Annotated in this window: 19 protein-coding genes; 5 read left to right on the top strand and 14 right to left on the bottom strand. The window is 69.8% G+C overall.

Going from position 1 to position 26110, the window contains the following annotated elements; translation table 11 throughout:
• Positions 1–256 precede the first annotated feature (256 nt).
• The 3 genes from Q4P07_RS07000 to mobF all read left to right on the top strand — a co-directional run bounded on the left by Q4P07_RS07000 (position 257) and on the right by mobF (position 5795).
• Positions 257–832, top strand: a complete 576-nt coding sequence (locus tag Q4P07_RS07000) for a hypothetical protein (protein WP_303374190.1) — start codon at positions 257–259, stop codon at positions 830–832.
• Positions 833–857: 25 nt separating this feature from the next.
• Positions 858–1760: a hypothetical protein gene (locus tag Q4P07_RS06995; protein ID WP_303374189.1), complete on the top strand. Its 903-nt coding sequence runs from the start codon at positions 858–860 to the stop codon at positions 1758–1760.
• 222 nt (positions 1761–1982) lie between these two features.
• Positions 1983–5795, top strand: coding sequence for a MobF family relaxase (gene mobF / locus Q4P07_RS06990; RefSeq protein ID WP_303374188.1), 3813 nt, complete (start codon positions 1983–1985; stop codon positions 5793–5795).
• Positions 5796–5853: 58 nt separating this feature from the next.
• Here the strand turns inward: mobF and Q4P07_RS06985 are convergent, their stop codons facing one another.
• The 3 genes from Q4P07_RS06985 to Q4P07_RS06975 form a co-directional block, all read right to left on the bottom strand.
• Positions 5854–6192: a type II toxin-antitoxin system PemK/MazF family toxin gene (locus Q4P07_RS06985; RefSeq protein WP_303374187.1), complete on the bottom strand. Its 339-nt coding sequence runs from the start codon at positions 6190–6192 to the stop codon at positions 5854–5856.
• Positions 6176–6373 (bottom strand): hypothetical protein, encoded by a 198-nt coding sequence (locus Q4P07_RS06980; RefSeq protein ID WP_303374186.1) that lies wholly within the window; start codon positions 6371–6373, stop codon positions 6176–6178. Before Q4P07_RS06980 ends, Q4P07_RS06985 begins: the two co-directional genes overlap by 17 nt.
• Positions 6374–6487: 114 nt before the next feature.
• A complete protein-coding gene (locus Q4P07_RS06975; RefSeq protein ID WP_303374185.1) occupies positions 6488–7258 on the bottom strand; it encodes a hypothetical protein in 771 nt (256 codons plus the stop codon).
• Positions 7259–7759: 501 nt separating this feature from the next.
• On the opposite strand from Q4P07_RS06975, the gene Q4P07_RS06970 reads away from it, so the two are divergent.
• On the top strand, positions 7760–8314 hold the full coding sequence (locus Q4P07_RS06970; RefSeq protein WP_303374184.1) for a hypothetical protein: 555 nt from the start codon (positions 7760–7762) through the stop codon (positions 8312–8314).
• 311 nt (positions 8315–8625) lie between these two features.
• Here Q4P07_RS06970 and Q4P07_RS06965 read toward each other — a convergent pair whose 3' ends face one another.
• From Q4P07_RS06965 to Q4P07_RS06930, 8 genes are all read right to left on the bottom strand, one after another.
• Positions 8626–9675, bottom strand: a complete 1050-nt coding sequence (locus Q4P07_RS06965) for a site-specific integrase (RefSeq protein WP_303374183.1) — start codon at positions 9673–9675, stop codon at positions 8626–8628.
• A 1078-nt stretch (positions 9676–10753) separates the two neighbouring features.
• Positions 10754–11518 (bottom strand): ABC transporter ATP-binding protein, encoded by a 765-nt coding sequence (locus tag Q4P07_RS06960; protein ID WP_303374182.1) that lies wholly within the window; start codon positions 11516–11518, stop codon positions 10754–10756.
• Positions 11518–12486, bottom strand: coding sequence for an ABC transporter ATP-binding protein (locus tag Q4P07_RS06955; RefSeq protein ID WP_303374181.1), 969 nt, complete (start codon positions 12484–12486; stop codon positions 11518–11520). Before Q4P07_RS06955 ends, Q4P07_RS06960 begins: the two co-directional genes overlap by 1 nt.
• The gene (locus Q4P07_RS06950) at positions 12483–15278 is read right to left on the bottom strand and encodes an FtsX-like permease family protein (RefSeq protein ID WP_303374180.1); all 2796 of its coding nucleotides are present in this window, start codon (positions 15276–15278) and stop codon (positions 12483–12485) included. The genes Q4P07_RS06955 and Q4P07_RS06950 overlap by 4 nt, the downstream gene beginning before the upstream one ends.
• Complete coding sequence (locus Q4P07_RS06945) at positions 15275–18847, bottom strand: ABC transporter permease (protein WP_303374179.1); 3573 nt, start codon at positions 18845–18847, stop codon at positions 15275–15277. The genes Q4P07_RS06950 and Q4P07_RS06945 overlap by 4 nt, the downstream gene beginning before the upstream one ends.
• 439 nt (positions 18848–19286) lie before the next feature.
• Positions 19287–20258 carry an SDR family NAD(P)-dependent oxidoreductase gene (locus tag Q4P07_RS06940; protein WP_303374178.1) on the bottom strand — a complete coding sequence of 324 codons (972 nt, stop codon included), beginning with the start codon at positions 20256–20258 and terminating at the stop codon, positions 19287–19289.
• Between the two features lie 59 nt (positions 20259–20317).
• Entirely contained in the window at positions 20318–20923 is a 606-nt protein-coding gene (locus Q4P07_RS06935) for a hypothetical protein (RefSeq protein WP_303374177.1), read from the bottom strand.
• The gene (locus Q4P07_RS06930; protein WP_303374176.1) at positions 20920–21453 is read right to left on the bottom strand and encodes a DUF2867 domain-containing protein; all 534 of its coding nucleotides are present in this window, start codon (positions 21451–21453) and stop codon (positions 20920–20922) included. Before Q4P07_RS06930 ends, Q4P07_RS06935 begins: the two co-directional genes overlap by 4 nt.
• A gap of 205 nt (positions 21454–21658) precedes the next feature.
• Here Q4P07_RS06930 and Q4P07_RS06925 point away from each other — a divergent pair, with 205 nt between their 5' ends.
• Entirely contained in the window at positions 21659–24442 is a 2784-nt protein-coding gene (locus Q4P07_RS06925; RefSeq protein ID WP_303374175.1) for a PxKF domain-containing protein, read from the top strand.
• Between the two features lie 139 nt (positions 24443–24581).
• Here Q4P07_RS06925 and Q4P07_RS06920 read toward each other — a convergent pair whose 3' ends face one another.
• The 3 genes from Q4P07_RS06920 to Q4P07_RS06910 form a co-directional block, all read right to left on the bottom strand.
• On the bottom strand, positions 24582–24770 hold the full coding sequence (locus tag Q4P07_RS06920; protein ID WP_303374174.1) for a hypothetical protein: 189 nt from the start codon (positions 24768–24770) through the stop codon (positions 24582–24584).
• Positions 24771–24785: 15 nt separating this feature from the next.
• Positions 24786–25061 (bottom strand): hypothetical protein, encoded by a 276-nt coding sequence (locus tag Q4P07_RS06915; RefSeq protein WP_303374173.1) that lies wholly within the window; start codon positions 25059–25061, stop codon positions 24786–24788.
• A 253-nt stretch (positions 25062–25314) separates the two neighbouring features.
• Positions 25315–26046, bottom strand: coding sequence for a DUF2188 domain-containing protein (locus Q4P07_RS06910; RefSeq protein WP_303374172.1), 732 nt, complete (start codon positions 26044–26046; stop codon positions 25315–25317).
• Positions 26047–26110 lie beyond the last annotated feature (64 nt).

Here is a 26110-nt window from a genome sequence, read left to right as displayed (position 1 = left end):
ATGGCTGGGGGAGCACTTTGCGCTCTCGCCACACACCGAATGTCTACGACCATGCTCCTGATAGCGCCAACCTATAAGGACTCCTGTGACTGGCCCCTTGGGTCGGGCGTGCGCGGCCCAGACGGTGAGCTGCTGGAGGTCGGCGCCGCCGAGACCGAACGCTCATGCGTGCCGCACCTGGCGGGTATGCGCACTGCCACGCACGCCCGCGAGCAGGGGCTGGGCCGAGCCCATCTCGGCCGGCCTACGGTGGGCGATGGCGCAGCACGGCGTCTGCACGCTCGGGATGTTCTCCGACAACGACGTGGCGCAGCGCCTTCACCGCCGGTGGGCTACCGACGGGCCCGCGCGTGGCACTCCCGCCAGCTGGCGGCCGACGGCATACCCTCACCGCATGGGCGCGGTGGGCAGGGCCGTGCGGCTAGCCGTAGCCGCCGTGATCCTCGGCATCCTGCTCGTGGCGCAGCTGGATCGGCATGACGACTGGTTCCCGCTGGGGATGCTGGGCCAGTATGCGGTGGCCCGCGACCCAGACGGCAAGGTCGTCAACACCTATCTCGTCGGTGTGGACGCGCAGGGCCGGGATGTACCGATCACGCTGCGCGCCGAGACGGCCGGGCTGACCCGCGTCGAGCTGGAGATCGCCCTCGGTAGGGGCCTGCGCGAGGACCCTTCGCCGCTGGGCGCCGTGGCCCGCACCTACGCGGACAACCACCCCGGCACCGACCTGGTCGCGCTGGAGGTGCGTCAGCGGGTCGACACCCTGCGCGGGGGCGGCCGGGTGGGGCCGCCGACGGAGCGAATGGTGCTGCGCTGGATGAACACGCCATGAGCCCCTCGTCCGTGGCGCGCCCGGCATGAGCACCGCCACCGCGGCATACCCTACCCGGACCGGCGCGGCCCGGGTTCTCGACTGGTGGCTCCCGCTGGTCCCCCGGGCCAGGGTGGCCTGGGTGCGGGTTCTCATCGGCACCGTGGCCCTGATCGACGCGCTCTTCCTCCTCCGCTCGCCACGCGACCGCGCAGGGACTCCCGAGTTCTACGACCCGGTCGTGCTCGCCCAGCTGCTGCACCTGCCGCCGCCGGGCCAGGCCACCTCCCTGCTCGTCCTGACCGGTGTCGCGGCCGGGCTGCTGGGGCTGGCCACTGGCGGGACCACTCGCGCCCCGGCGTGGGTCCAGCACGTTGGCGGCGGTCTGCTGGCCGGGTGCTACCTCATCTGGTGCGTGTGGGGCATGAGCTTCGGGTACGTCGCGCACGACCACATGGCGATCGTCGTCGGCCTCCTGCTGCTCCCGACCGCAGGCACCTGCCGGTATGCCGACCGCACCCCCTCGGAGTCCGCCGGCTGGGCGCTCCGGATGATCCAGATCCTCACCGTCTTCACCTACACCGGGTCGGTGCTGGCCAAGATGGTCCTGAACGACTGGGATCTGCTGCGCTGGGCGAACTCGGGGACACTGGTGTGGGCCTTCCTGCGCCGCCCCAACCCAGTCAACGAGCTGCTCGTCGAGCACGCGCTGCTGCTGCGCGCCGGACAGTGGGGAGCCTTGGTGCTCGAACTGGCCGCGCCGCTGGTCTTCCTCGTGCGCGAGCACCGGCGCTGGCTGGTCGTGCTCTTCTTCATCGGCTTCCACCTCAGCACCTTCGTACTGCTCGGCATCCACTTCCTGCCGACCGCAATCTGCTGGAGCGCCTTTCTACCCTGGGAGCGCTGGCTCGGCCCGTGGCCCAGGCCGCGGCGACTCACCACCTCCTGAAGGCGCGCGCCGTACGCGAGCACGCTGGCCCGGAAGGTGTGTCCACATCGGCAAGGTGTGGGATCAGATGCCACCTACTGCTGCGGCCCTGCCCGCAGCATCCGGGCTCTCCGAACCAACTCGTAGGTCAGGAGAGCCCCTATAAGGAACGGTTCGAATAGGGCTGTCCACCAGTACTCCGTGGCCACTCGCCAGCTGCCTGCGGCCTTGGGGTGCGTGACGATGACGCTGCACAAGCTGTCGGCGGGGTCGGGGTATGAGTACCTCACCCGCCAGGTCGCGGCGGGGGACGACACCGGGATCGGTCGCCGAGGGCTGGAGGACTACTACGCGGCCAAGGGTGAGTCGCCCGGTCGCTGGGCCGGGTCCGGCCTGGTCGGGATCGACGGGCTCGAGTCCGGCGACCGCGTCACCTCGGAGCAGATGGCGAACCTGTTCGGCGCCGGCCGCCACCCGTTGACAGGTGTGGCGCTGGGTGCGCCCTACCGGGTCTACGACAGCGACGGGGGAGGGTTCGACGCGGAGGTCGCCCGCCGGCTGGACGCACGTGCTGACGACTCGACCGAGCCGGCGGAGCAGCTGGAGCAGGTCGCCGCAGCGCGCAGCGAGGTGGCGCGGGAGTTCTTCGTCCGCGAGCAGGGGAGGGAGCCGCGTGATGCCCGGGAGCTGGCTTCGGCGGTGGCTCGGTACTCGCGGCCGCAGCGGACCGCCGTGGCCGGGTATGACCTGACGTTCAGCCCGGTGAAGTCGGTGTCGACACTGTGGGCCATCGCCCCGCCAGAGATCTCCAGGACGGTCGCGGACGCGCACGACGCCGCGGTGCAGGACGCGCTGGCCTTCCTCGAGCGGCAGGTGCTGTACACGCGAGAGGGTAAGAACGGGGCACGCCAGGTCGAGACCAGGGGCCTGATCGCGGCGGCCTTCACCCACCGGGACTCTCGCGACGGCGACCCCGACCTGCATACCCACGTCGCGGTCGCCAACAAGGTGCAGACGCTCGAGGGCAAGTGGCTCTCGATCTACGGGCGGGTGCTGCACCAGCATGTCGTCGCCGCGTCGGAGGCCTACAACACTGCCGTCGAGGCTCACCTGCGTGCTGCCCTGGGTGTCCGTTTCGTCGAGCGGCCGGGCGGGACCGGCGACAGGCGGCCGGTCCGTGAGGTCGAGGGGGTCGACCTCAGGTTGTGCGAGCTGTGGTCCCGGCGCCGGGGTGACATCACCGCCCGGCAGGAGGTGCTGTCCCGGCAGTTCCTGGAGGCGCACGGGCGGCCGCCGACACCGGTGGAGCAGATCGCCCTGGCTCAGCGGGCCAACCTGGAGACCCGGGCGGCCAAGCACGAGCCGCGATCCCTGACGGCGCAGCGCGAGACGTGGTGGGCGGAGGCGGCCGGGGTGCTCGGGGTGGAGGGTATCCAGCAGATGGTGACGACCGTGCAGGGCCAGGCAGGCCGCCCGACGCAGGAGGTCACCGACGAGTGGGTCGGCGAGGCGGCGCAGCGGGTGGTCGCCGAGGTCGAGGCGCGGCGGGCCACCTGGCAGGTCTGGCACCTGCAGGCCGAGGCCCAACGTCAGGTCCGTGGCCTGGACCTGCACCCGAGCATGGTCGCTGACGTCGTGGGGCGGGTCGTCGACGCGGCGACGGTGGCGCGCTCGGTCAACCTCACCCCGGACCTGGATCCCATCGGCGAGCCGGAGGGCTTGCGGCGACGCGACGGCACCAGCGTGTACCGCCACACCGGCAGCGACCACTACACCAGCCTTCGGGTCCTTCAGGCTGAGCAGCGGATCACCTCGGCCGCCGGCCGGAGCGATGGTGCTGCGCTCGCCTGTGAGGACGCTCAGCTCGCGGTGCTCGAGGCGTCCGTGCAGGGCAGGGACCTCAACCGCGGGCAGGCGGACCTGGTCCTGGCGCTGGCCTGCAGTGGTCGCCGGGTGCAGCTCGTGCTGGCCCCGGCCGGGTCGGGCAAGACCACCGCCGTGCGGGTCCTCGCCGACGCCTGGCGCGGCCACGTCGGTCCAGTGATCGGACTCGCCCCGTCCGCGGCCGCCGCCACCGTCCTCGCCGAGGCGACCGGCGTACCGTCCGAGACCTTGGCCAAGCTCGTCCACGACCTCGACCACGAGCGCCCCTCCCAGCTGGACGAGGCAATCGGCCCGGACACCCTCGTGGTCGTCGACGAGGCGGGTATGGCGGACACGCTCACCCTGGACCGGGTGATCAGCCACGTCCTGGCGCGGGGCGCCTGCGTCCGTCTCATCGGCGACGACCAGCAGCTCGCCGCCGTCGGCGCCGGCGGAGCGCTGCGCGACATCGCCACCGCCCACGGCGCCGTACGCCTCGATGAGGTGGTCCGGTTCGCCGACCCCGCCGAGGCACAGGCGTCCCTGGCGTTGCGGGCCGGCGACGCCTCCGCACTCGGGTTCTACCTGGACCGGAACCGGGTGCACGTCGGGGACCTCGCCACCACCGTCGAGTCCGTCCTCACCGCCTGGTCCCGGGACCGCGCTAGCGGGCGGGACAGCCTCATGCTCGCACCCACCCGCGAGCTCGTCGCCAGCCTCAACACCCGCGCCAGGGCCGCGCGCCTGGGGAACAGCACTCCCGGCCGCGAGGTGGCCCTGGCCGATGGCACGCACGCCTCCGCCGGGGACGTCGTTATCACCCGACGCAACGACCGACGGCTGGGCGTCGGACGCACCGACTGGGTCAAGAACGGCGACAGGTGGACCGTCACCGCCGTCGACGGACCCACCGTGAGCGTCCGTCACCTCAGCTCCGGACTCCGGACCAGGCTGCCGGTCGGCTACGTCGCCCAGCACGTCGAGCTCGGGTACGCAGCGACCGTGCACACGGCCCAGGGGCTCACCACCGACACTGTCCACGGCATCGTCACCGGCCAGGAGTCTCGGCAGCTGCTCTACACCATGCTCACCCGGGGTCGGCACGAGAACCACGTGCACGTGGTGTCGCCCACCGACACAGACGGGCACACCCTGCCGCTGATCGAGACGACCAGCCCGGCCACGGCGACCGAGACTCTGCAGGGCGTGCTGGCACGTGACGGCGCGGCGGTCTCGGCGACCACGGAGAGGGCACGAGCGGCTGACCCGGCGGTGCTGCTTCACGACGCAGCAGAAAGGTACGAGGACGGAGTCCTGGCCGGCGCCGAGAGGCTCCTGGGCCCCGGCTGGGGCGATCACCTGGAGTCTGCCGCCGAGGCTCTGGTCCCGGGCCTGCCCCACGCCCCGGCCTGGCCCAGCCTGCGGGCCCACCTGATGCTCACCCAGGCCGACGGCCGCGACGCCGTCGGAGCCCTCACGGAAGCGTCCACCTACCGGGGGCTCGGCGACGCCGACGACCCTGCCGCCGTCCTGCTCTCGCGCCTGGACCGCAGACCGGCGTCCGGTCCGCTGCCGTGGCTGCCCGCCATCCCCAAGCGGCTGGGCGCCGATCCCGTCTGGGCCGGCTACCTCACCGCCCGAGCCGAACGGGTCCAGTCGCTGGCCGCCCAGGTGCGCCAGGCAAGCACTGCCGGCCAGCGGTGGGCGGCGCCCCTCGCGCCCCACATCAGTCCTGACCTCCTGGCCGATCTCACCGTGTGGCGGGCCGCCAGAGGCATCGACCACACCGACTCGCGCCCGGTCGGACCGTTGGACGGCGGGGGAGCGGCCGGCCGGCACGCACGCGGCCTCGCCTGCAGGGTCACCGGTCAGCTGCCCGACGCGCTGCGGCACTGGGAGCGTCTCATCGTCGAGCACGTCGGACACCGGGACTGGTTCACCCCGCAGCTGGCGCAGCGGCTGGACCGTCTGCACCGTGCCGGCGTCGACGTACCCGACCGGCTGGAGCAGGCGAGAGCCCAGGGTCCGCTCCCCGACGACGAGGCCACCTCGGCACTGTGGTTCCGCATGATCGACCCCCAGCCCCAGGCCGCACCGCCCTCCCGCCGGACCGAGCCGAAACGGGTGCGGATGCGGCCAGAGGATCGCAGTCCTGCCCCCTCCGGTCCCGCCCTGCACGGTCCTAGCCGCTGAGCCCCGGATGCCGGTGGTTGCTGAAGGTGACTGACCGGAAGCCGTCCCGCGCGGCCAGTCACAGGTCCATGAGCAACGCAAGCGTCTCGCGGACCTCGCCAAGGACGACCGGGCCCACATTTCCCGTGCGTTCGTGAATGCGCGTCGTGGCGACGGAGCGCACATGCTGGCACTGCGCCGACGAGGGCGCCACCAGCCGGTTGCCCTCGTCGGGATCGATGAGCACCTCCGTGCTGCTGTGACGCAGCGTCCGGGTCAAGGGAACGACCTGGACGACGTTCGGTTCCCCCCGCAAGACCCGATAGGCGGTCACCACGATGGCCGGGCGCCGAAGTCCCGCCTCGCTGCCCGAGGGCATCCCGAGATCGAGCTCGACGACGTCACCCGGCGTCAGCATCCAGCCACGCGCTCTCCTCGGCCGTGAGATCAGCCGCCAGGTCGCGCCCCATCGCGTCCTGACGCAGCGCCCGGATCGCGCTGCTCACGGTCTCGTCGATCGTCTCGTGGCGCTCGGCCGCGAGCCGAGTCACCCGTGCGTGCGTGTCCCGACTGATACGGATCGTCGTCGTCTCACCCATGAGACCAGCGTAGCCCGGTGTAGACGGATCCGTCTACAGTCGTCGGCGGACCAGCGCTTAGCGGAGCGCGTCGCAGAGACTTGGCCGCCCGTACTTGCTGACGCCGGAGGTGGGTCACGGGGTCGACCGGCGGAACGCCTGGAGGCCGGCGACGGCCCCGGCTGCCCGGCGACGGACCGTGCGTGCCGACGCTGCGTAGTCCTCGGCGACAAGCTCGGCCACCGACGGGGTCATCAGGCCGCCCCGGCCCCGTCGCGCCGGTACGTTGAGCCGCGCCGCCTCCCGGGCCACGTCCCAGAGCAGGGCTCGGTCCTCGCGGGTCAGAGCGCCCGACCGGGTAGCGTCCTCGAGAAGCTCGGCCAGCTCGCGCTCGGGGTCCGGCACGGCGTCGAGGTCGGGCGCCTCCGGGACCGTCCCCATCGGGACCGCTGATGCCCAGACGCGGTCGCGACGCAGCGCCGCGTCACCGACACCGAGGTCGGCCATCACCTCGCGCCGGGTCCGGGCCAGCAGCGTGGCCGCGACGCGTCGCGGCGGGTCGCCGCGGTAGGACCGTACTGTCAACCACAGCTGTCCGGCGACCAGAGCGTCGATGTCGGGGGAGAGGTCGGCCAGCTGCCTAGCCAGGTTCACCGCTCCCGGGACCAGGAGCCACGTGATCACCGAGACCGCTCCCACGTCGTGCTCGGCCGTGCGGGCGAGTGCCGCCAGCACCGCATCCCTCCCTTCCGGTGCCGTCTGCCCCAGCCGGCGCGGCAGGTCGAGCAGGTCCGAGACGACCAACAGCCCCGGTTCGGTCCGGCCCCAGTCATGCCAGTGGTCCCGCGCCCACCGCATGGGCGGTCGCTCGTGGGTGTCCACCCCAAGACAGATCGCTAAGCTCATCGTCGTCTCCTTCCACACCGCGTCGATGTGGCCCAGACGATGACGTGAGTGCGCTCCCGGTTACGTCTCCGGAAGCGTCCCCCCCGCGCTCACGCCCGCGCCCCTGACGACGTCGTCCCGTGCGTTGCTGGGCACGCCCTCGTGACGCGAATGTCGACGTTGTCGCAGGTCAGGGCCCGCCCCCAGCGCGCCCCCGGGAACGTCTCCCCCAGGGGAGGCGCGCGTCCCTGGTCTTCCGTCGAAGCACCGACGCCGGAGGGCCTATGGCGGGAATCGCCGCAGGTCAGAGCCAACGTCTCCAGGAAAATCGGGCACGTCTCTGGGAAAGTTTGGCTACGTCCCTGGAAAAGTTGGGTGAGCCCCCGGAAAAGTTGTTGACGGCGAGGCAATTCGAGGCGACGTCGAGCCCCCACGGCTGCCGCGAGTCCTCCAGCCGTCGCAGCGGCACCCCCGATGCGTAACGTATATATTACGGTAGTGCCGCGATCAGGAGGTGAGCGCATGCGCAAGCACACCGCGTTCTGGGAGGATCTGAGCCGCGACCTGCAGGACCCGGAGTTCCTCCGGGAGTACGTCGTGGAGTCCATGCGGATCTCCACCATCGACTCGGTCGTCAACGCCATCGACGACGCGCGCGCGGCAGCGGGGCTGTCCAAGGCCGAGCTGGCGCGGGCCATCGACAAGGAACCAGCGACCATCCGTCGGCTGCTGTCCTCCGAGAGTGGCCAACCCGACCCTGGGCACGCTTGCCGAGGTGGCGGCCGCCCTCGGGCTGCGCATCACTGTCGAGCCCATCCCCAGGGCCGAAAGAAGCCTGATCACCCAGCCCTTGCTCGAGGGTCGGACAGCCGACCCGATCAAGCTCGCCGAGCATCTGCGCACGTTGCGTACGCCCAGGACGGGGCCTCCGGCCTGACGGACCGGGGTTTCGTCTGCGGTACTCCCGCCCAACCTGCGGACCGCGGTGTAGTCGGCCTCCGACAACGTCGTCCGGATGGGCTTGTCCCGCCCGTCAACGACATCCAGCAGCGGCTGGTCTGGCCCTCGGCCACGTAGTCGAGGAGGCAGAAGACCCGGTAGTGATGACCTCCCTGTCCGTCCATCCGCACCTCGAACCAGCCGCTCATGTCCCCCTTCATCGCCTCCCAGTAGGCGTCGCCACTGAACCTCTTCTTGGCGCCGTCTCGACGGCGACCAGGGCGGCCCGCATCTTGGCGCGCACTCCGGACGGGTAGCAGTTCAACCCTCGTCCTCGTGCCGCCCGAAGAAGACGATCGCACGCGCATCGTCCGACGACAGAGCCGTGCGCACCGCAGGTGCCTTCGACCTCGGCGTGGACGCCCTGCGGTGACGACGCCGATCGGGACTCATCCCAGAGCCGTCCTGCTGTGCAACTCCGAGAGCCTCCTGGCGATCTCGGCGTCACGGTCGGCGGCGGCGTGCTGGTAGCGCATCGCCGCGCCGGGGGTGGAGTGGCCGAGGCGACCCATGAGCTCGGCAAGGGTCGCACCTGTCTGGGCCGCGAGGACGGCGCCGGTATGGCGCAGGTCATGCCAGCGCAGGTCAGGGCGACCCGCGGCCTTCCTCGCCGGGTAGAAGACCTTGTAGAGCGTGGACGGCGCCATGTGCCGGTCGCTGTCTGCCGCGGCGGGGAACAGCAGCGCGTCCTTGCCGGCTGCGGTGTGCCGAGACAGATGGTCCTTGACTGTGGCGAGCAGATGGGGCGGGATCGCGACGTCGCGTGCGCCGGCATCACTCTTGGGTGGGCCGACGATGAACTCGCCGCCGACCCGCACCACGCCACGGCGGACCTTGACCCGCCCGGTCCGCAGGTCGACGTCACCACGGCGCAGCTCGGCCAGCTCTCCGAAGCGCAGCGCGCACCATGCAGCGAGCAGCGCCATCAGCCGGTAGCGGTCGGGCAGCTCGGTGACGATCGCCTCGAGCTGCGACAGGGTCGCCGGCTCCACGTGGTGGGCCCGCCTGGCGTTCCCGGCGCCGCGGATGTGAGCCGGGTTGTACGGGATGAGGGGAGTGGGCCGCACGGACGCGGCACCGGCGAAGATCGTGCGCAGCAGGCTGTACGCCTGCGCCCTTACGGTCTCCCGGCCAGGAGCCAACTGGTCGTACCAGGTGTTGACGTCCTCGTGCGAGATGCGGTCGATGCGCTCCTCGCCGAACGTCGGATAGATGAACCGCTCCAGCAGCATCCGATACTGCTGAGCGGTCGTCGGGCGCAGCTCGCGCCCCCGCGTCCGGCGGGTCTCCAGCCACAGCTCGGCGTAGGCACGGAACGTCGGGGACTCCCGTCGCCGTGCCCCTTGAGCAGCGGCCTGTGGCGCCCAGACCTCCATACCGATCTCAGCACGGCGCGCAGACAGCCAGGCGATGGCGTCGTCCTTAGCGTCGAACGTCATCGGGGCCCGGTACAGACGACCGTCGGGCCCGGTGTAGGCAGCCCGGAAGCGACCGGACTTCAAACGCTCCACACGCCCGAACCCCCGTCGGGAACGATGGTCCGTGTGAGTCAACTTGTGTCCTCCCAGTATCGCCTTTCGAGGAATATACGAGGAACAACGGCGTCAAAACCTGTCCAGACGCGTCCATCTTTGTCCCGTGCCGATATGCCCTCTGACCTGCGAGTTTAGCACCAAAGTGGACGGTGGAGAGGGGTATGTGGTAGGCCCCTCTCTCAAAAGTTCGATCCCAGTATCGCCCACCAGCACGAACAGCCCCTGACTAGCGGATAACAGCAGGTCAGGGGCGTTTTGCATCCCCTCCGCCTCATGTTCTACAGGTCGGTTGGGAGGCTCGGGCACCCTACGGGCACTCAAGTGTCGGCCGGCGGTCCACATAGATCGGCCCCGGCTCGGTGGTTTTCACACCGGCCAGGGCCTCGGAACAGACAGGCGAGTGTCCATACCGTGCAGACCATCCTAGAGGCCTTTCCTCCCTCTCATTCCTCACGCTCGACGGAAGGCAGCATGCGAGCGGTTCCGGCAGCGTTACCACGGGCGGCGACGTCGAGTGTTCTTCTTCATTCTCGGTCTAGTGTCGGCAGACCACGAGTTCGTGTATGACCGCGACGAACACCGGGACGGCGCCCCCTGAGCCTGCCCCAGCGGCCCCCGAGCAGCCTCTACGGGCGCCCGTCCGACCGTGACGCGTGAGCGGGCCCTCGTGCACCTTCCTGGGCGTCCGGTGACTGTGCAGGGGTGTGACGTCATCCCCCAGAACGGTTCCTCCATGACCGAGTGGGCCATCGCCATGTGGGAGCCGGGGACTGTCTCCTGTTTTGTGTCACTGTGGTCCGAGCGTGGTGCAGACTCTATGGCCCGATTCAAGGGTGGGGTTGGTCGCTCACGAACTCCACGGCCCGGCCTAGTGCACGTACTACTCGGCCTCGATCATGGACCTCTACTCCAGCTACCTCGCCTGCTGGTTGTCGCCACCTGCACAGAACGGCGAGTGGTCCCACGCCGGGCTGGAATCTGCCTAGCTGCTGTCCCCCGGTGTCCGCTGACCGTCGTGCAGGACGACGACCTGGTCGGCCCGACCCATCAGGATCGGGTCGTGGGTCGAGACGACCGTGGCGGTGCCCTGGCTGTGGGTCACCGCGACGAGTAGGTCCATGATCGTCGCGGCCGTCTCGGAGTCGAGCTGGCCGGTGGGCTCGTCTGCAATCAGGATGTCGGGACGCGAGACCAGGGCGCGGGCAAGGCCGACACGCTGTTGCTGGCCACCGGAAAGTTCGTAGGGTCGCTGTTTGGCGTGCGTGGACAGACCAACGAGCTCCAGCACCTCTTTGACACGCTCGGCTCGCTCACCGGCCGGCGTGCGTTGCAGCCGCAGTGGCACCTCGATGTTTTCCTCTGCCGACAGCACCGGCACCAGCCCGAAGCTCTGGAAGACATAACCGATCCGTTCCCGGCGGACCGCCAGGACGTCCTTCTCCGGCAGCTCAGAGAGCACGCGTCCGTCGTCGAGGATGACCTGTCCGGAGGTCGGCCGGTCCAGGCCACCGAGCAGGTTGAGCAGGGTGGTCTTGCCCGAGCCAGAGGGACCGCGCACGACCGTGAGTTGACCCGCTGGGATGTGAAGGCTCACGCCGTCGAGCGCGTGGATCTGGAGGGCGCCGGTGCCAAAGCTCCGGCACAGCTCGTGCCCGGTCAGCACTGCCTTGGCGCCAGTGGTCTTCACCTCCGACTGCGTCTCCGTCTGGGCCGCCGAACGGTGCGGGTATGCGGTGGACTCGGTCATCACTGCTCCTCGCCGTGCTGGTCTTCGGGACGGCCCCGAGGCGGGATCGCGAGCTGCTCGTCGTCGGCCCACACGCCGACGTGATCACTCTCCTTGGACAACCGGACCCGGTCGTGCAGGCCAAGGCTCGTCACGTGCGCCTTCGGGAGCTGGATGCGGCCAGCCCGGTCGATGACGGTGTATTCGCGCGCCACGATCCGCTCGATGCCGTCCTCGCCCCGTACCTTCTGCCGCAGGACCTCCGTCGAGGTGCGGCCGTCACGGATCTGGACGGTGCGGCGGACATGGTCGGAGACCGTCGGGTCGTGGGTCACCACAAGGACGGTGGTGCCCAGCTCCAGGGCCGCTCGTCGCATAGCTTCCAGGACCTGCTCGGAGCTGGCGTCGTCAAGCTCGCCGGTAGGTTCGTCGGCGAGGAGCACGTCGGGGGAGTTGGCCAGCCCTGTCGCGATCGCGACCCGTTGCTGCTGGCCTCCGGAGAGCTGCGCGGGCCGTCGCGCTGCGCAGTCACCGACGTCAAGCAGGTCGAGCAACTCGGTCACGCGGGTGCGCCGGTCGCGGCGGTTGCTGATCACCATCGGCAGCGCGACATTGTCGGCTGCGGTGATGAAGGGCAGCAGATTGCGGGAGGTCTGCTGCCAGACGAAGCCGACGACATCGCGTTGATAGTGCACGCGCTGGGCCCGTGTGAGGCTCAGCAGGTCCACCCCGGCGACCCGGGCGCGGCCACCGGTCGGTCGGTCGAGGCCGGACAGGATGCCCAGGAGGGTGGACTTGCCTGAGCCGGACGCGCCCACCAGCGCGACGACGTCACCAGGGTCGACGACCAGGTTGAGCCCCTGCAGGGCCTGCACCTCAACACCCTCGGTGGAATAGATCCGCACCAGGTCCTCGCACCAGATGTCCGGGCCGCCATGCTCGCGGACCGGACCGCCGTGGGTGAGCTCGGTCGGTGGGTTCGTGTTCATCGTTCCTCCCCGACGCGCAGGGCCTGCGCGAGGTTGGTGCGCCCGGCGAGCCAGGCGCTGACGTTGATGGCGAGCAGGACAGTGAGGAGGACGGCCCCGAGGACGGTGCCGACAACCAGTGGATCGACGACCAGCGCCGGATGCGCGCTGCCGCCCGTCAGCCCCCGCAGATCGAGCGTGTGGACGAGGATCCAGGGGACGGCTAGGCCGAGAGTGGCGCCGACGACCACCGAGGTGACCAGCAGGGGTGCCAGTTCCCAGGCGGTCAGCGTGCGGGCCTCGTCAGGAGCCAGTCCAAGGGTGCGCAGGATCGCCAGGAGCTTGGCCCGAGCTCTCGCACCCATCAGCTGGACGACGACGATGGACAGGACCGTCAGTAGCCCGGTGAGCACCGTCGCGCCGATAAAGGCCATGGTCAGTCCCCGCGTCACCGGCGCGGACGTGAAACGCTCGAGCTGCTCGTCCACGGTCGTGACCACCGAAGGGCCTACCGCGGCCCGGACGGCCTGCGCCACGGTTGCCCGGTCGGCCCCGCCCACCACGGAGATCAGCGCAGTGGAGGCCACCGGGGTGTTCTTGCCCATTTCCGCCCACCGTTCCGCGTCCATGAGCAGCCAGCTGCCGGACGAGGGATAGCCCGGTAACTGGTCCAGGTGGTCGATGATCTGCACGGGCACTGGCGCGCCGCGCAGCGTCGCGGTCCCGGTCGTGGCCGGGGTGCTGCCTCCCGCCACGACCGGGATCGGGATGTCATCGGCATACAACCCCGCTGGTGGCCCGAGAGCGACCGAGTCTGATCCCAGCACCTGCTGCAGCGCTGGATCAACGAGCAGAAGCCGGATCGCGGTGCGCCCCTGGCTCAGCTCCTGCGTCGTGCCCGCATCACGGATGCGGGCCACCGCCTCGACACCGTCGAGAGCTCGCACCTGAGCAGTCAGCTCATCGGTCAGGAAGGGTCCGCGCACGCGGATGTCGGCGCCGTTGTTGGCCCAGGCCGCAGTCTGCGCCCCGGCTGTCACGGTGGTAAGGAGGACCGCGCTGACCAGCGCGATCGTGGTCCCCAGCACGACCGCCAGGGCAGGTACGAGTCCCCCTGCCGGGTCGCGCAGGGCACGGGCGGAGCCGAGGAAGGGGGTTAAACGGCGTTGCCGACGAAGCGCGCGGCTGAGGGCCGCCAACGGCAGAGGGTAAAGGCGCAGCGCGGCGACGCAGGCGGCGAGCGCCAGCATCACCGGTGCGGCCGCGGCCAACAGGTCGATCCCGGACGCGCTGGCGGCGTCCCCACGGGCGTCTCGGTCCAGCAGCCGCCAGGTAGCCAGCCCCGCCAGCGTGACGACCGCGACCTCGGCGACCCACCGCCACCGGCTGCGGCTGCGGCTGGACAGGTCACGCCGCTCCTGCAGCAGGGAGGCGTCATCCAGGGACACCGCCAAGGCCATGGCCGGGGTGACGGCGACGACCGCGGTGATCAACCACTCCCACCACCGGCTCGACCCAGGCAGCACGAGCCGGGCGATCAGGTGGCCGGCCAGCGCGGCTGGCACCCCGAGCAACACACCCTCCCACGCGATGAGCCAGCGCAGCTGACGAGCACTGGCACCCCGGGCCAGGGTCATCGCCAGGGCAGGGTGCCGGCGGCTGATCACCAGCTGTGCCGCCAGCGCCACGACGGCCACCGCCACCCCAAGCGGGCCAGCCGCGACGACGGCGAGAAGGGAGGAGGTCGCGCGCTGCGCCTTGACCGTGGTGTCGAGCGTCGTGGTCAGCTCGGTGCTGAAAGAGGGGACCTGGTCGCCCTCGAGCGGACCCAGGACGGGGTTGCCCTTCTCGACGATCACATGCTCCTGGGCGATCATGCCGGTCAGCTGCTGACGGACCAGCGCCGGGTCGATGCGGCTGCTGGTGACGGAGTCGGCGGAGACGGGAAACCAGAGCTCCATCCGGACGGCTGCCGGCTGGTCGATGAGCCCGCGATTCTCGGGGTTGAGGAAGAGGCTGACCTGCGCGGCTTCGCCTCGGTTGGGGTCGACCACCACACCCATCTTCGCGCCGTTGTCAAGGTGCTGCCAGCGCGGGTCGTCAGGCTCGGTGGGCCGGTAGGTGCCGGAGATGACCAGTCCGGGCTGGAGCTGGTCGCCGACCTGCCAGTTCAACTTTTTGAGGGCCTCGTCCAGGACGAGCACCTCCCGGCCGGTCGGCCCCGCTGCCGCTCCACTCTCGGCGCCGGTCGTCCTGCTGCGCATGGCCGGGTCCGAGTCCGACTCGCCGAGGAATTCGAGCCGGGGCCACGCGCCCTCGACCAGCTTCACGTGCTGGGCCAGGTCGGGGTCGGCGTAGACGGTGAGGTTGGCTTCGTAGTAGCCCGACTCGATCGGCGGGATGACCGTGATGGAGGTGGTCAGCCGTGCATGCATCTGCGCGGTCTGCAGCAGGGACCGCAGCGGCTCCGGCTGTGCCGAACGGATCTGCTCGGCGCCCTCGACGAAGGGTTCCCACCCCTGGAGAACGGTGCCGTCCGCAGGTGGTGGTCCCGGCTCGACCGTCGTCCCCCACCCGCCGGTGACGTCGCGCTGCATCGCCGACAGCGCGCTGACGTCGCTGGTCAGCTGGCGGCCGTTGACGTCCTCTAGTGCACGGGGCACCGCCAGGAGCAGCAAGGAGGCGACCGCCACCAACAGCGCCAACGCGGCACTGACCCAGGGGTCGGCGGCGAACTGCCGCCACGCTATACCTGATCGGGTATGCCGATTGCTCGCGGCACGCAGAGCGCGCGTGCTGTGCCTGCCCGTCACCGGATTTCCTCCCGGTAGGTGTTGTCGACGGCCTGGCGAGTGACCTGCGAGGCCTGGGCCACGACGATGACCAGGACGAGCCCGATGCCGGCGACCAGCAGCACCGCCCACGGTCCGGGCTCGAGGAGGAGCTGGGCAGGGAGGTGGACCTGATCGCGCAGGGTGGTGGAGCGAGCTAGCTCCGGCACGACGGCGCGCCCGACGAGCCACCCAGCGCCCAGGCCCAGCAGGATGCTGGCCAGCACCACCCCGCCGAGCTCGACAGCGCGCGATCGTGCCTGAGCACGTGGGGGCATACCGAGGGCGCGCAGCACCGCGACCTCTGGCCGACGATGGACCAGGAGCGTGGCGGCCACGGCAGCGATGCCGGTGATCGCCAGCAGCACGGCACCGGCGGAGGCCACCCAGAAGACGAGGCGTGCGGCGCTGGTGGCGTCAGTGATGCTCACCGCGCCCGGACCCGTGACCGCACTGATGCCGGGCTGGCCAGCCAAGTCCTCGACGACCGCGACCTCCTGACCGGGGACCGGGATGGCCCACACCTGCGACGGATAGGGCAGTGACCGGCCGTCGATCGCCAAGGAGGCAGCGGTGGCATCCCGGTCCAGGAGCCCGGCGAGGGGGTCGAGCCGACCGGGGACCGCTGGGACGAGCGCAGCCACCGTGACCGGGATGGTGGACCCGAAGGCCTCGATCGTGGTCGCCTCGCCCACCTGGAGGTTGGCCGCCGCGGCAGCCTCGGGGGTGAGTGCGAGCGGGACGGCCCCGTCGGAGGCTTTGTCGACATCCGCGCCGGTCCCCCCGCGAGGCCCGGAGCCCGGCGGACGGCTGCGGTCGACGTATTGGAGGCCGGGACCGACCGTGACCTCCCGGGCCAGGTTGGTCTGGGGGCTGCCCTGCAGCCGCCAGGTCGTGCCGGCGGTGTCCAGCAGGGCCGGGATGAAGATGGTGCCCTCGGAGGTGAAGACCCCACCCGTCTGAGGATCGATGACCGTGATCTGCTGAGGGGAGCCTCCAGCCGCGGCCTGCGCCCGCGCTTTCGCGACGACGTCCTCGCTTGCGGCCTCGACCGCCCCCCAGTCGGCTGTCGGTGAGCCGAAGACGTGGGCCCCGGTGTCGGTCACCGCGCGGAGCGTGAGCGCGAGGTCGGACTGGATCGGATCCCAGCGGTTCTCAGGGACGGCGGGGATCTCCAGGCGCACCGAGTGCAGCACCTGGCGGGTGTCGGGGGGGAGAATGTAGGTGAGGGTCCCGCTGCCTCCGCCCTGGACCACGGTGGACGTGCGATAGTCGACCTTCTCGACCTCCGGTGGAGGCGGTTGCACGGTCACCCTACGGACGGTCAAAGAGGAGCTGACTGCGTCGAGAGTCGCATTGTCCGGGTCGATGAAAGTGAGCGTCATCGTCACGGTGAATTCCGGCTCGGCCAGCGACTGGCTCAGTGCAGTGTCGAGCATCTCCCGCGCCGCCGAGATGGCCTCGGCCTCAGGGAGGGGATCGGATTCCCACTCCGGTGGCGGGTCGGTCGCGTCCTTGACCGTCTGCTCGAAATAGTCCTGCAGGGCCGATAGCCCGGACTCCGCGGTGGTGACTTTCGTGTCCACCGCCACCGTGACGGTCCTGGTCCCCTCCGGCAGGGACAGGCCCACGGGGGGAGCGGCTTCGGGAGCGAGGGCATCGGGCGGGACGAGGGTGCCTGGACCGGGGAGCAGGTTGTCGGGCAGGTCTGGGGCCGTGGCGATCTGTGCCAGGTCGCGGCTGCTCCCGACCGTGATAGGTACTGATACGTCGCCGATCCGGGCGTTGGGGTCCAGCCACACCAGGGTGCTCCGCTCGATGCCGCGGAGGTCGGCATAGGTCGGGGGAGGTGGGGTGATCGTCCCAGGGGTGGTCGTCGCGGGGGGCTCGACCATGGTGGCGCGCACCGGAGCGCCCTGCGCGACGGCCGCCAGGTTGTCCCGCAGCGTCGTCGAGGTGCCGGCATAAAGACCGGAGACGGTGGTCGCGCCGACGGCGAGGACCGTGAGGACGGCGGGAACGGCGTAGACGGGAAGGCGTCGCGACACCTGCGCGGCCGCGAGGTGGCCCTCGGCGGTGCGGCCGCGACGGGTGGCGGCCTCCATCAGCGCGCTGACCGGCCCGAGGAGCGCCATCGCGACGACGGCGGTCGCCGCCAGCAGCAGTGCCGGGGCGGCTCCGGAGACTAAATCGGTGCCCAGGGTCCCGTCATCCCGGGTGATCAGCGGCGACCCGGTGCGCCGCAGCTGCCACCACGCGATGGCGGCTGAGCCGAGCACGAGGACGACGGTGGCCAGCGTGGTCGCCGCCTTGGTCCGGCCGGACAGGTCGGCGCTGCCCCCGGTAGTGAGCCGACGGACCTGGCTGGTGGCGACCACGGCCAGGACCGCCAAGATGACGAGCCCGGTGAGGGTAGCCACCTGCACCACGGTCAAGCCCTGCGCGTCCCCAGCAGGGATGGACTGCAGCACTCTCACCGCCAGGACCGCACCGAACGTGATCCCGAGCACGGTCACCACCGCAGACTCGGTGAGGGTGCCAGCCAGGACCTGGGTCCGCGTGGCGCCCCGGGCGAGGAGGAGCTGACTCTGGGCCTCCCTCGTGGTGGCCAGCAGCCGAGCGAGCTGGGTAATCGCCAGGACCGTGACCAGCGCGAGCACCGACAGCGGGATAACCCCGAGCGCGCGGGCCGTGGCCAGGTTGGTGGCAGCCAGCGCAGCGGTGGGGGCAAGGTCCCCGTCGACGGTGACGCCCCGGACGTCGACCGCTGCGGTCTTCAGGGACTCCCGCAGGTCGGCGGCGGCCGCGGCCAGGTGGACCAGGTCGTCCGGCTGGATGGTGTCCGTCTGAGGCTGCACGGTCCATCGCACGAAGGGCGCCTCGACGATCATGCTGACGGCTCCTGGCGCGACCACCAGCGGTCCACGCTCCGCGTCGTCTTTGCCGGCAGCCACCAGCCGGTCACCAAACCAATAGGCGTCCGCAGCGTCGACGGGTCGCCATACCCCAACGATGGTGGCCGGGACACCGTCGACCCGGAGGGTGTCCCCGACGCTGACCCCCCACTCGGTCGCGGCGGCCGCGTGCAGGACACCCTGGATCGGCTTGGTGGCCGTACTGGTCGCCCACGCACCCTCGACGATCTGGACCCGGTCGTCAAAGGCAGGATCCGACGGGGTGAGCGCGGGGCTGCTGACCACGACCAACTTGCCCTGCAGCGTGGCTCCGTCCAGCGTGACCGACCGCGGCTCGCTGGCGACGGTGCGCTGCACCACGACGGGGGCCGGCGCGAAGGCCGACTCGATCCGTTGCACGGCCGCGGTGTCCTGTGCCGCGGGATCCGCGGACTGCCGGGTCTGGACCCGGATGCCGGCCTCCTCAGGGGCGACCCCGGTGAGCGCCTGACGGGCGGCGGTGGTGGCGGCGGCGCCGGAGTAGCCGACCGCGCCCGCCAAGATGGCCGTCGTCACGGTCACCAGTGCGAGTAGCGTCAGCAGCAGACCCGTGGAGGCTCGGGCTCGATGAACTGCCCACCCCGCCCACGTCGTCATGGGCGGAGTCTATGGACGACGGTTGACTAGGGCAATCAGCTCTCCGGCTTCGTGGTCCGATGGTGACCGGCGAGCCTCGTCGGGAGTGATGTCCGAGGCCATCCCAAATCCGCAACTGAGAGGCTGCTCTTCCAGCGCCTCACGGCTTGGGACGGTGAAGTCGAGATGCATCTGCATGGGCACCTCAGGAAGGAGCCACGTCATTACCCTCAAGCAGTCGGCGTAAGAGAAAGCCAGCTGGCGACTGCCCTGAGCATCGGTGAGAACTAACCAGTAGTGATCATCAATCGTGCGATCATGCAGCAGACCTCACCGCACGGCTGGGGCAACGGCACACAGAGGATACCGTGCAATCCACGTCAGACGCCTGGAACTGACACCATCCCATCCCTGGTCTAGCCTCGGTGAGCGCCCACCTCGACAACCGTCAGAGCCCGACTCAGGTCAGGTCGAGCTGGGCCAGCACCCAGCTCCACATGCGTCGCGCCGCGCCGGGGTCGCTCTTGTTCAGGCCCCACTTATGGGTCGTGCGCGCGCGCCGGTCGTGGAAGAACTGCCCGCCGGCGGGGGCGGGCTCCACCGCGGAGAGCCACACCGTCGTGTCCGCGCCCTCTCGCGCGTCGCGCAGGAGGGGACGCGTGATCTTGCGGAAGGTCGGCAGTGAGTCTGCGACGCCCGGCGTGTCTGCCCATCCCGGGTGAGTGGCGTAGACATGGATGCCGTCTCCGAGCCGCTCCTGCAGCAACGGCAGTACCTCGACCTGGGCGCGCTTGCTCCGGGCGTAAGCGGTCACACCGGAGTAGTCACCCAGGTGGAACTCGGGGTCGTCGTCGCGCAACTTCTGGCCGTACATCCCGCCAGACGTGACCATGATCACGCGGGAATCGGCCGCTAGACGGGGTGCCAACAGGATGGTCATCAGCACGGGCCCGAGCACGTGCAGGGACATCGTCAACTCGTGGCCCTGGGCGCTCTCGGAGCGCTGTGCTGGCATGGCTCCGGCATTATGCACGAGCACGTCGATCGGACGCTGGTCCTGGGTGAGGACGCCGACGGCGCGACGTATGTCGTGAAGGTCCGAGAGGTCGCATCGCACGATCTCCACCGAGCCCTGCGGGCACTGCCCCAGCAGGCGGTTGCGGCTGTCGTCGCCCTTCTCGGTGTTGCGCACCACTAGATCGACGTGCGCGCCGAGCCGCAGGCATCCGAGCGCCGTCGCCTCGCCCAGGCCCGACGTCGCGCCGGTGACCAGGGCCCGACGGCCGGCGAGCGCATCGGGAGCCGGGTCTGCGGGCCACCCGGGCAGACGACGACGCACGGCCAGGCCCGCCCGAGTGAAACCGGGAGCCACCGTGGCATCCAGAAGGGTATCGAGGGCGTGAGCGGCTCGAAGGGACGGTTTCGTAGACATGTGCCCAGGATAGGTTCGTTGCTTGAATCGTTGCGCAGGGTGCCACCGGCACCGCCGTGTCACGACGGACGAGGACCGGTGAATCGGACCGTGGTGCACAGCGCGGTCACGGAGGGGCGGGCCGGGGTTGACCCGAAGCCGAACCGCGGTGGTGGTTGCACTGGAGCCAGCGATCCGAGAGGCACCCCGTCGAGCGCGCCGCGCAGGGCCGTCACGTCGTGGTGATCGGTGGCGCCATAAAACTCGTGTCGTCCACGGCTGATCCCCTGGGTGCGAACTCCACGCAGTATGGTGCGCGCCACTGGGTCTGTCAGCCGCGCCCAGGCCGGTGACTCGGCGATCCCACGCGGCACGAGTTGCAGGACTCGTCCAAGCCCTGTCCGTGACCCGATCTCCAAGTCGAGCTCGAGTGAGGCAGAGCGCACCCGCCAGCATTCCAGTTTGGCGACGGTGACAAAGTCCTCGACGCGAATCTCGTCGAAGGTGTAGGTGGTGGACACGAAGACGGCGATCTCTTCGGTGGGCGCGAGCAGGATGCGGTGCCCTCGAGGCAGTTCGATCATTGCGTCGGAGAACGAGCCCAGCGGCGAGCAGGCCCAGCAACCAATGACCACCCGCACGCCGGAGGTACTGCCCACCCCGGCGATCTGCCCCTTGAACCTCACCGCATGCCTCCCTCGCGATGGCATCGCTCGGCCGCTCTGGCCAGTCCTTGATGCATCGCCCAGAACACCAAGACGTGTGCCGGCCAGGAAACCGCCCAGTAGATCACGCCGAGCAGGCCTGATGGGGTAAAGAGGACCGTGTATTTCAACCAGGACGTGTCCGGGCGCGGACCATCCTCCACCCCGATCAAGAGCAGTGCCGTCCCCGGCAGCTTCATCAGCGAACGCAGCACCACCTCCTCACTGGTGCGTGTGTGCGCCAACCCCTCTACCACCCATGAGTCGACGCGGACGCCGGGCGCCAGCGGCTCGCTACCCCGCCACCTCGTGTGCCCGGGGCCGCCCAGGGCGCGATCAACCACCCCTCGCACCTCCCAGACGACGCTGGGGATGTGCCACCCGGTCGCTCCGCCGATCCGTTCGACCTCGCTCCATACCCCTGCAGCGCTCGCGGCGACGAGCGTGGTGTGACGGTCCCGCAACACTCTGGCGCTAGGTGCGTAGGCTGGCAACGCTCGACGAAGATGCACACAACCTCCTCGGGTGCCGTCGGTGCATAGGGCCTGTGCCCTCAGAGCGTAACGCGGTGCTACCCGGCGGTCTAAGGCCGGCAGCTTGCCGCATACACGTGGGTCATGCCCTCATCCGTCCGACCAACCGGGGTCATCCTTTTGGCGTCCGGTGATACTCCTTTGGGCGGTTGTCTGCCGAGGCCGACGCCGACAGGGTGGGGCCATGAGCCAGGTCACCGCGCGAAAGTTCACTGTGTCGATCGCCGTTCTCACCCTGCTCCTCGGCGTGCCGGCTGCTGGGAGCGCTCTCCCGAAGGACCCGCTCGATCCGCCCGTCATTGTCGACCCTGGGGAGGAGCCGCCTGAGCCGGGACCGCGCACCGGGTTTCAGTGGAGCATGCCGAGCCGATTTGGCGGCGACGCGGACGGCGACGGAATCGTGGACTACCACTGGGACGCCGCGACGGCCACCTATGCACAGTCCTATGTCAACCCCGACGGGTTCGACCTCGATCTTGATGGATGCCATACGGCGGAGGAGATGGCCTCAGGCACGTCACTGAACAACTACTCCTGGTCCATCGACGGGGAGGTGGTCGCCGACCGAACGCACGGCTGCGAGCTGTCCCACCGCTTCCCAGCCGAAGGTGACTACCAAGTGATGATGACCATCACCACGCCCGAGGAGGACACCACGACCGTCACCGAGACCGTCACAGTCAAGGACTGGTTCATCGTCTCGATCGGTGATTCCTACGGATCTGGGGAAGGTAGCCCGGACGTGCCACAGCGGTTCGACGACGCGGGTTTTGTCAGTGCGGGTGCCCGATGGGTGGATCAGCGCTGCCACCGCTCGGCAAACGCGGGCTCGGCGCAGGCTGCGATCGACATCGAACGCAGCGACCGACGCTCATCGGTCACCTTTATCTCGCTGGCCTGCTCCGGGGCGACGATCGACCGAACGGTCCACGAGGGCGACGCGCACATGGGCAGCGGCATCCTGGCACCCTTCCGCGGAACGGAACCACCGCAGAGCGGCGCGTATCTCAAGTCCCAGATCCAGGCGTTGGCGGAGGCGGCGAACGGTCGCACCATCGATGCGCTCATCGTGAGTGCGGGCGGCAATGACGCCCACTTTGCGGACATCATCGCCGACTGCGTCTGGCACAACATGCCGCGCGTCCTGGGCACTGGTGGCCGTTGCCACGAACAACCCGAGATCTTGGACCGTCTGGAGCAGGACTTCGCCACGTTGCCGAAGCGCTACGACAGGCTAGCGGCTGCGCTGGCCGACCCGGCCCCGGCTGGAAGGCCAGCCTTGGTCATCGACAACGTCTATCTCACCGAATATCCAGATTCCCTGACCGACGGCGCGGGGCAGACCTGCACCTCGATACTGGGCGAGATCACCTCGGTCACTCCCTTCGACTTCGCCAAGGCCCACATCGACCGTGACGAGGCCGAGTGGGCTCGTCATTCCGTCGTCACGCCGCTCAACGCGGCGATCGAGGCTGCGGTGGCGCGGCACCAGGACAAGGGCTGGCACTTCGTCTCCGGCATCTCGCAACGGTTCTACAAGCACGGCTACTGCGCCATGGACCATTTCATCGTCCAGGCCTACGAATCAGCGCGCAGCCAGGGGCCACTCTGGCCCTGGATCCACCGCAGTGGCCCGATGCCGACGCCGAACTTGATGGAGCAGAAGGGGATGATGCACCCCAACCGGTTCGGCTACGGCGTCTACGGCTCCCAGATCCGGGCCGCCCTCGAGTCCTTCAGCGGGAGTGGGCCGAGCTTTGCTGTGGCCCCGACCGCCCTTGGGCTGAGCTCGAGCAGCGGTGCCGCTGGTTGGCTGACCGGGGTCTGCGACGGGACTGACTGCGCTTCGGACAGGGCAGTCCTGACGGTGAGCGCCTCCGATGCGGCCGGCCTCGTCGGAGCAAGTCTCACGGTTGACGGAAGGGACTGCGCCGACGTCACTGGGGTCACCTGCGCAGCCGATCTGGGTGCCGACGGCGTCTATCGCTGGACGCTGCAGATCAGGTCCGAAGGCGTGCGTCAGCTCACCTTCGTCGCTAGCAACCGGTATGGCGTCACTTCGACGTTCCATCACGATGCCAGGGTTGACCTCAACGATCCGCCGGCCCCGACGGCGGAAGTGGCAGTCGGTCTCTTGGGTGAGAACGACTGGTACCGATCTGCCGTGGACGTCCAGTTCGACGGGAGTGACACGCCAGCCGGGTCCGGGGTCGCGCTCATCGAATACAGCAGCCCGCAACTAGGCGACGGAACGCCATACACCGTCGGCGCGAAGGCAGCCGCCCGTTTCGGCGAGGACGCGGATGGGTCAGCCGCCGATGGCGTGTACGAGATCAACTACAGGGCCGTCGACCAGGCGGGCCGCCGCAGCGCCGCGCAGGGCTTGACGCTGAAGATCGACCAGACGGCACCGACGGTCGTGGTCGGCACGCCTGACGAGCGCCAATACCAGCTGCGGGAATCCGTGACCTCGGGCTACGACTGCGCCGACGCGACCTCTGGCGTTCACGAGTGCGTCGGTTCGGTTCTGGACGGTGCACCCTTGGACACGGCCGCGATCGGGTCCCAGGAGGTCACCGTCGTGGCCACCGACAAGGCCGGCAATCTCACCAGTGCGTCGGTGACCTACGACGTCACCTACGGTTTGACGGCGCTGTATGACGAGACGAAGGCAGCCAAGGCAGGCAGCACCGTGCCGATCAAGCTGAGGCTCACGGACGCGTTGGGCAGCAATGTCTCCGACCCGAGTCTCACCCTGAACGCCGTGCGGTTGCGCAAGATCGACGACACGGTCGGCTCGGCCGCGGCGGTGGCAAGCAGCGCCAACCCGGACAGCAACTTCCGCTACGCCGGGGACTCCTACATCTACAACCTGCGGACCAACGGCCTCTCACCTGGGACCTGGGCCCTGCATTTCACCGTGAGCGGCGACCCGGTGGAGCACACCGCGACCTTCCGAGTGAGGTAGCTCCTCCGACGAGGCGCGGCCACTTGGCTCAGGGCGAGGCGAGACATCGGCCGGCAGATCGACGACGTCGTGCTGTTCGCGGCGCAATCCCCCCCGAAAGTCGTCCTTGCCAGGCTCGTGCTCATCCTGTTGTCGTTGGTCATCCCTGCAGCGCCAGAAACAGAGCCACCAGCAGCGCGACGACGAGGACCTGGCCCCTCAGCGCCACCACACCCGCAAAGGCTCGCCGCCGCAGGCCCGCGAAGACCCCCACGCCGATGAGAACCATCGGAAGGAGGGCCAGGGCGGACCACCGGAGAGCGGAGAACGCCGCTCGCCGGGAGACCACGCCGCTGCAACGTCGCTACCCGACACCGGCAGCGACCCTGACGTGCCGCTCGACCTTTGCCCGCACCAGAAGGAGGGTGAGGACGACGAGAAGTATCAGGGCGAGGTACAGCGCGAGGTAGGCCCTGAGTATGGGGCGCACCCCCGTGTCCCAGCCCGCCACGACCTCTATTGCGATCTGCGGCGTGGCCGCACGCATCGGGGACGTGACGTCGCCCATCCCGCCTGAGACAGCGTCCCGCCGGTGCTTCGACGTCAGTGCGCCGTCTACGCGCCCGATGACAGCCGTCACGGCGAAGAGGCGACGATGACGATCGGCCAGCCCTTTGCCGTCCGCCTGCCCAGGGCCCTGCGCGTCCGCTCTCGCCACCTGCCCCAAGACACCGCCCCACCCACTCGCTCGTGCGCCGGACGGACCCTCGTGCGTCAGCGTAGGGCCGCAGCGGGGAGCCGTGGGGGATTCGACGGGCGCCACTTCGGGCTTGTTCTCTCCCGACGCCCGCCCAGGCCAGGGTCCCTGTGCGACGCCAGCCAGCCCGTCGGACCTATGCAGCCCGGGCCGGAAAGTAGCGGGCCAGCCTGGAGCCGATCCACATACCGATCCCCAACCCCAGCACCGCACCCAGGGGGCCGTAGGCATCCATGGCGTTGTCAACGATGCCGGCCAGTGAGATCGAGCCGTCGCGAGCCAGCGCGAGCTCGCCGCGATTGATGAGCGTCGCGATGGAGGCGGAGAGAAAGAACACGAGGGGCCCCGCTCCCATGAACAACCCAGCCCCGTTTGCGCGTCCGCTGAACGCCAAGAACCAGATGGCGCACCAGCCGACCGTCCACGTGAAGGTCGCCAGTGCCACCGCTATCCATCCGCTGCGGGCCGCTTCCAGCACGGGCGGGGCGATGAACGCCGAGGTCGCGGACCCGAAGGCGATCACGGCAAAGTCCGCACCCCACTCAAAACCCTTGTCGACGGCCTTACCCTCCCCGTGGATCTGGATGACGGCGTCGCGTGCCGGAGTCAACGGCGAGGCCAGAACGGGCACGGGCTGGGGTGGGGGTGCGCCCTTGCCCATGACGGAGGTGCGCCGGATCAGGCTCCCGTCGACGCGGTGGATCGCCAGCACTCCGCCGTCTTCGGAGCTGGACAACACCGATCGGGCATGTGCCTCCGCTTCAGCCTTGGTAGCGAATGAGCTGACCGCCTCACCCGAATCGAGCTCGCGGACAACCCATCCTGACGCTGGCCCTTTGGCCGACTCGACGCTCAACTCGCGTGCCACTCTCCGATGGTGGCGCAAGGCGGTGGCAATAGGAAGACCCGGCCGAGTGCGCGGCCGGGTCAGG

The organism is Ornithinimicrobium sp. (assembly GCF_030537745.1).
In the GTDB taxonomy this organism is placed as follows: domain Bacteria; phylum Actinomycetota; class Actinomycetes; order Actinomycetales; family Dermatophilaceae; genus Ornithinicoccus.
Note: the sequence above shows the minus strand (reverse complement) of the source record. Positions and strands in the feature narration are given on the sequence as shown.

What these genes read in the sequence shown, in the direction of transcription:
- Q4P07_RS07000 (WP_303374190.1), top strand. Translation starts at nt 257, where the DNA reads ATGGCGCAGCACGGCGTCTGCACGCTCGGGATGTTCTCCGACAACGAC.
- Q4P07_RS06995 (WP_303374189.1), top strand. Translation starts at nt 858, where the DNA reads ATGAGCACCGCCACCGCGGCATACCCTACCCGGACCGGCGCGGCCCGG.
- mobF (WP_303374188.1), top strand. Translation starts at nt 1,983, where the DNA reads ATGACGCTGCACAAGCTGTCGGCGGGGTCGGGGTATGAGTACCTCACC.
- Q4P07_RS06985 (WP_303374187.1), bottom strand. Translation starts at nt 6,192, where the DNA reads ATGCTGACGCCGGGTGACGTCGTCGAGCTCGATCTCGGGATGCCCTCG.
- Q4P07_RS06980 (WP_303374186.1), bottom strand. Translation starts at nt 6,373, where the DNA reads ATGGGTGAGACGACGACGATCCGTATCAGTCGGGACACGCACGCACGG.
- Q4P07_RS06975 (WP_303374185.1), bottom strand. Translation starts at nt 7,258, where the DNA reads ATGAGCTTAGCGATCTGTCTTGGGGTGGACACCCACGAGCGACCGCCC.
- Q4P07_RS06970 (WP_303374184.1), top strand. Translation starts at nt 7,760, where the DNA reads ATGCGCAAGCACACCGCGTTCTGGGAGGATCTGAGCCGCGACCTGCAG.
- Q4P07_RS06965 (WP_303374183.1), bottom strand. Translation starts at nt 9,675, where the DNA reads ATGACGTTCGACGCTAAGGACGACGCCATCGCCTGGCTGTCTGCGCGC.
- Q4P07_RS06960 (WP_303374182.1), bottom strand. Translation starts at nt 11,518, where the DNA reads ATGACCGAGTCCACCGCATACCCGCACCGTTCGGCGGCCCAGACGGAG.
- Q4P07_RS06955 (WP_303374181.1), bottom strand. Translation starts at nt 12,486, where the DNA reads ATGAACACGAACCCACCGACCGAGCTCACCCACGGCGGTCCGGTCCGC.
- Q4P07_RS06945 (WP_303374179.1), bottom strand. Translation starts at nt 18,847, where the DNA reads ATGACGACGTGGGCGGGGTGGGCAGTTCATCGAGCCCGAGCCTCCACG.
- Q4P07_RS06940 (WP_303374178.1), bottom strand. Translation starts at nt 20,258, where the DNA reads ATGTCTACGAAACCGTCCCTTCGAGCCGCTCACGCCCTCGATACCCTT.
- Q4P07_RS06925 (WP_303374175.1), top strand. Translation starts at nt 21,659, where the DNA reads ATGAGCCAGGTCACCGCGCGAAAGTTCACTGTGTCGATCGCCGTTCTC.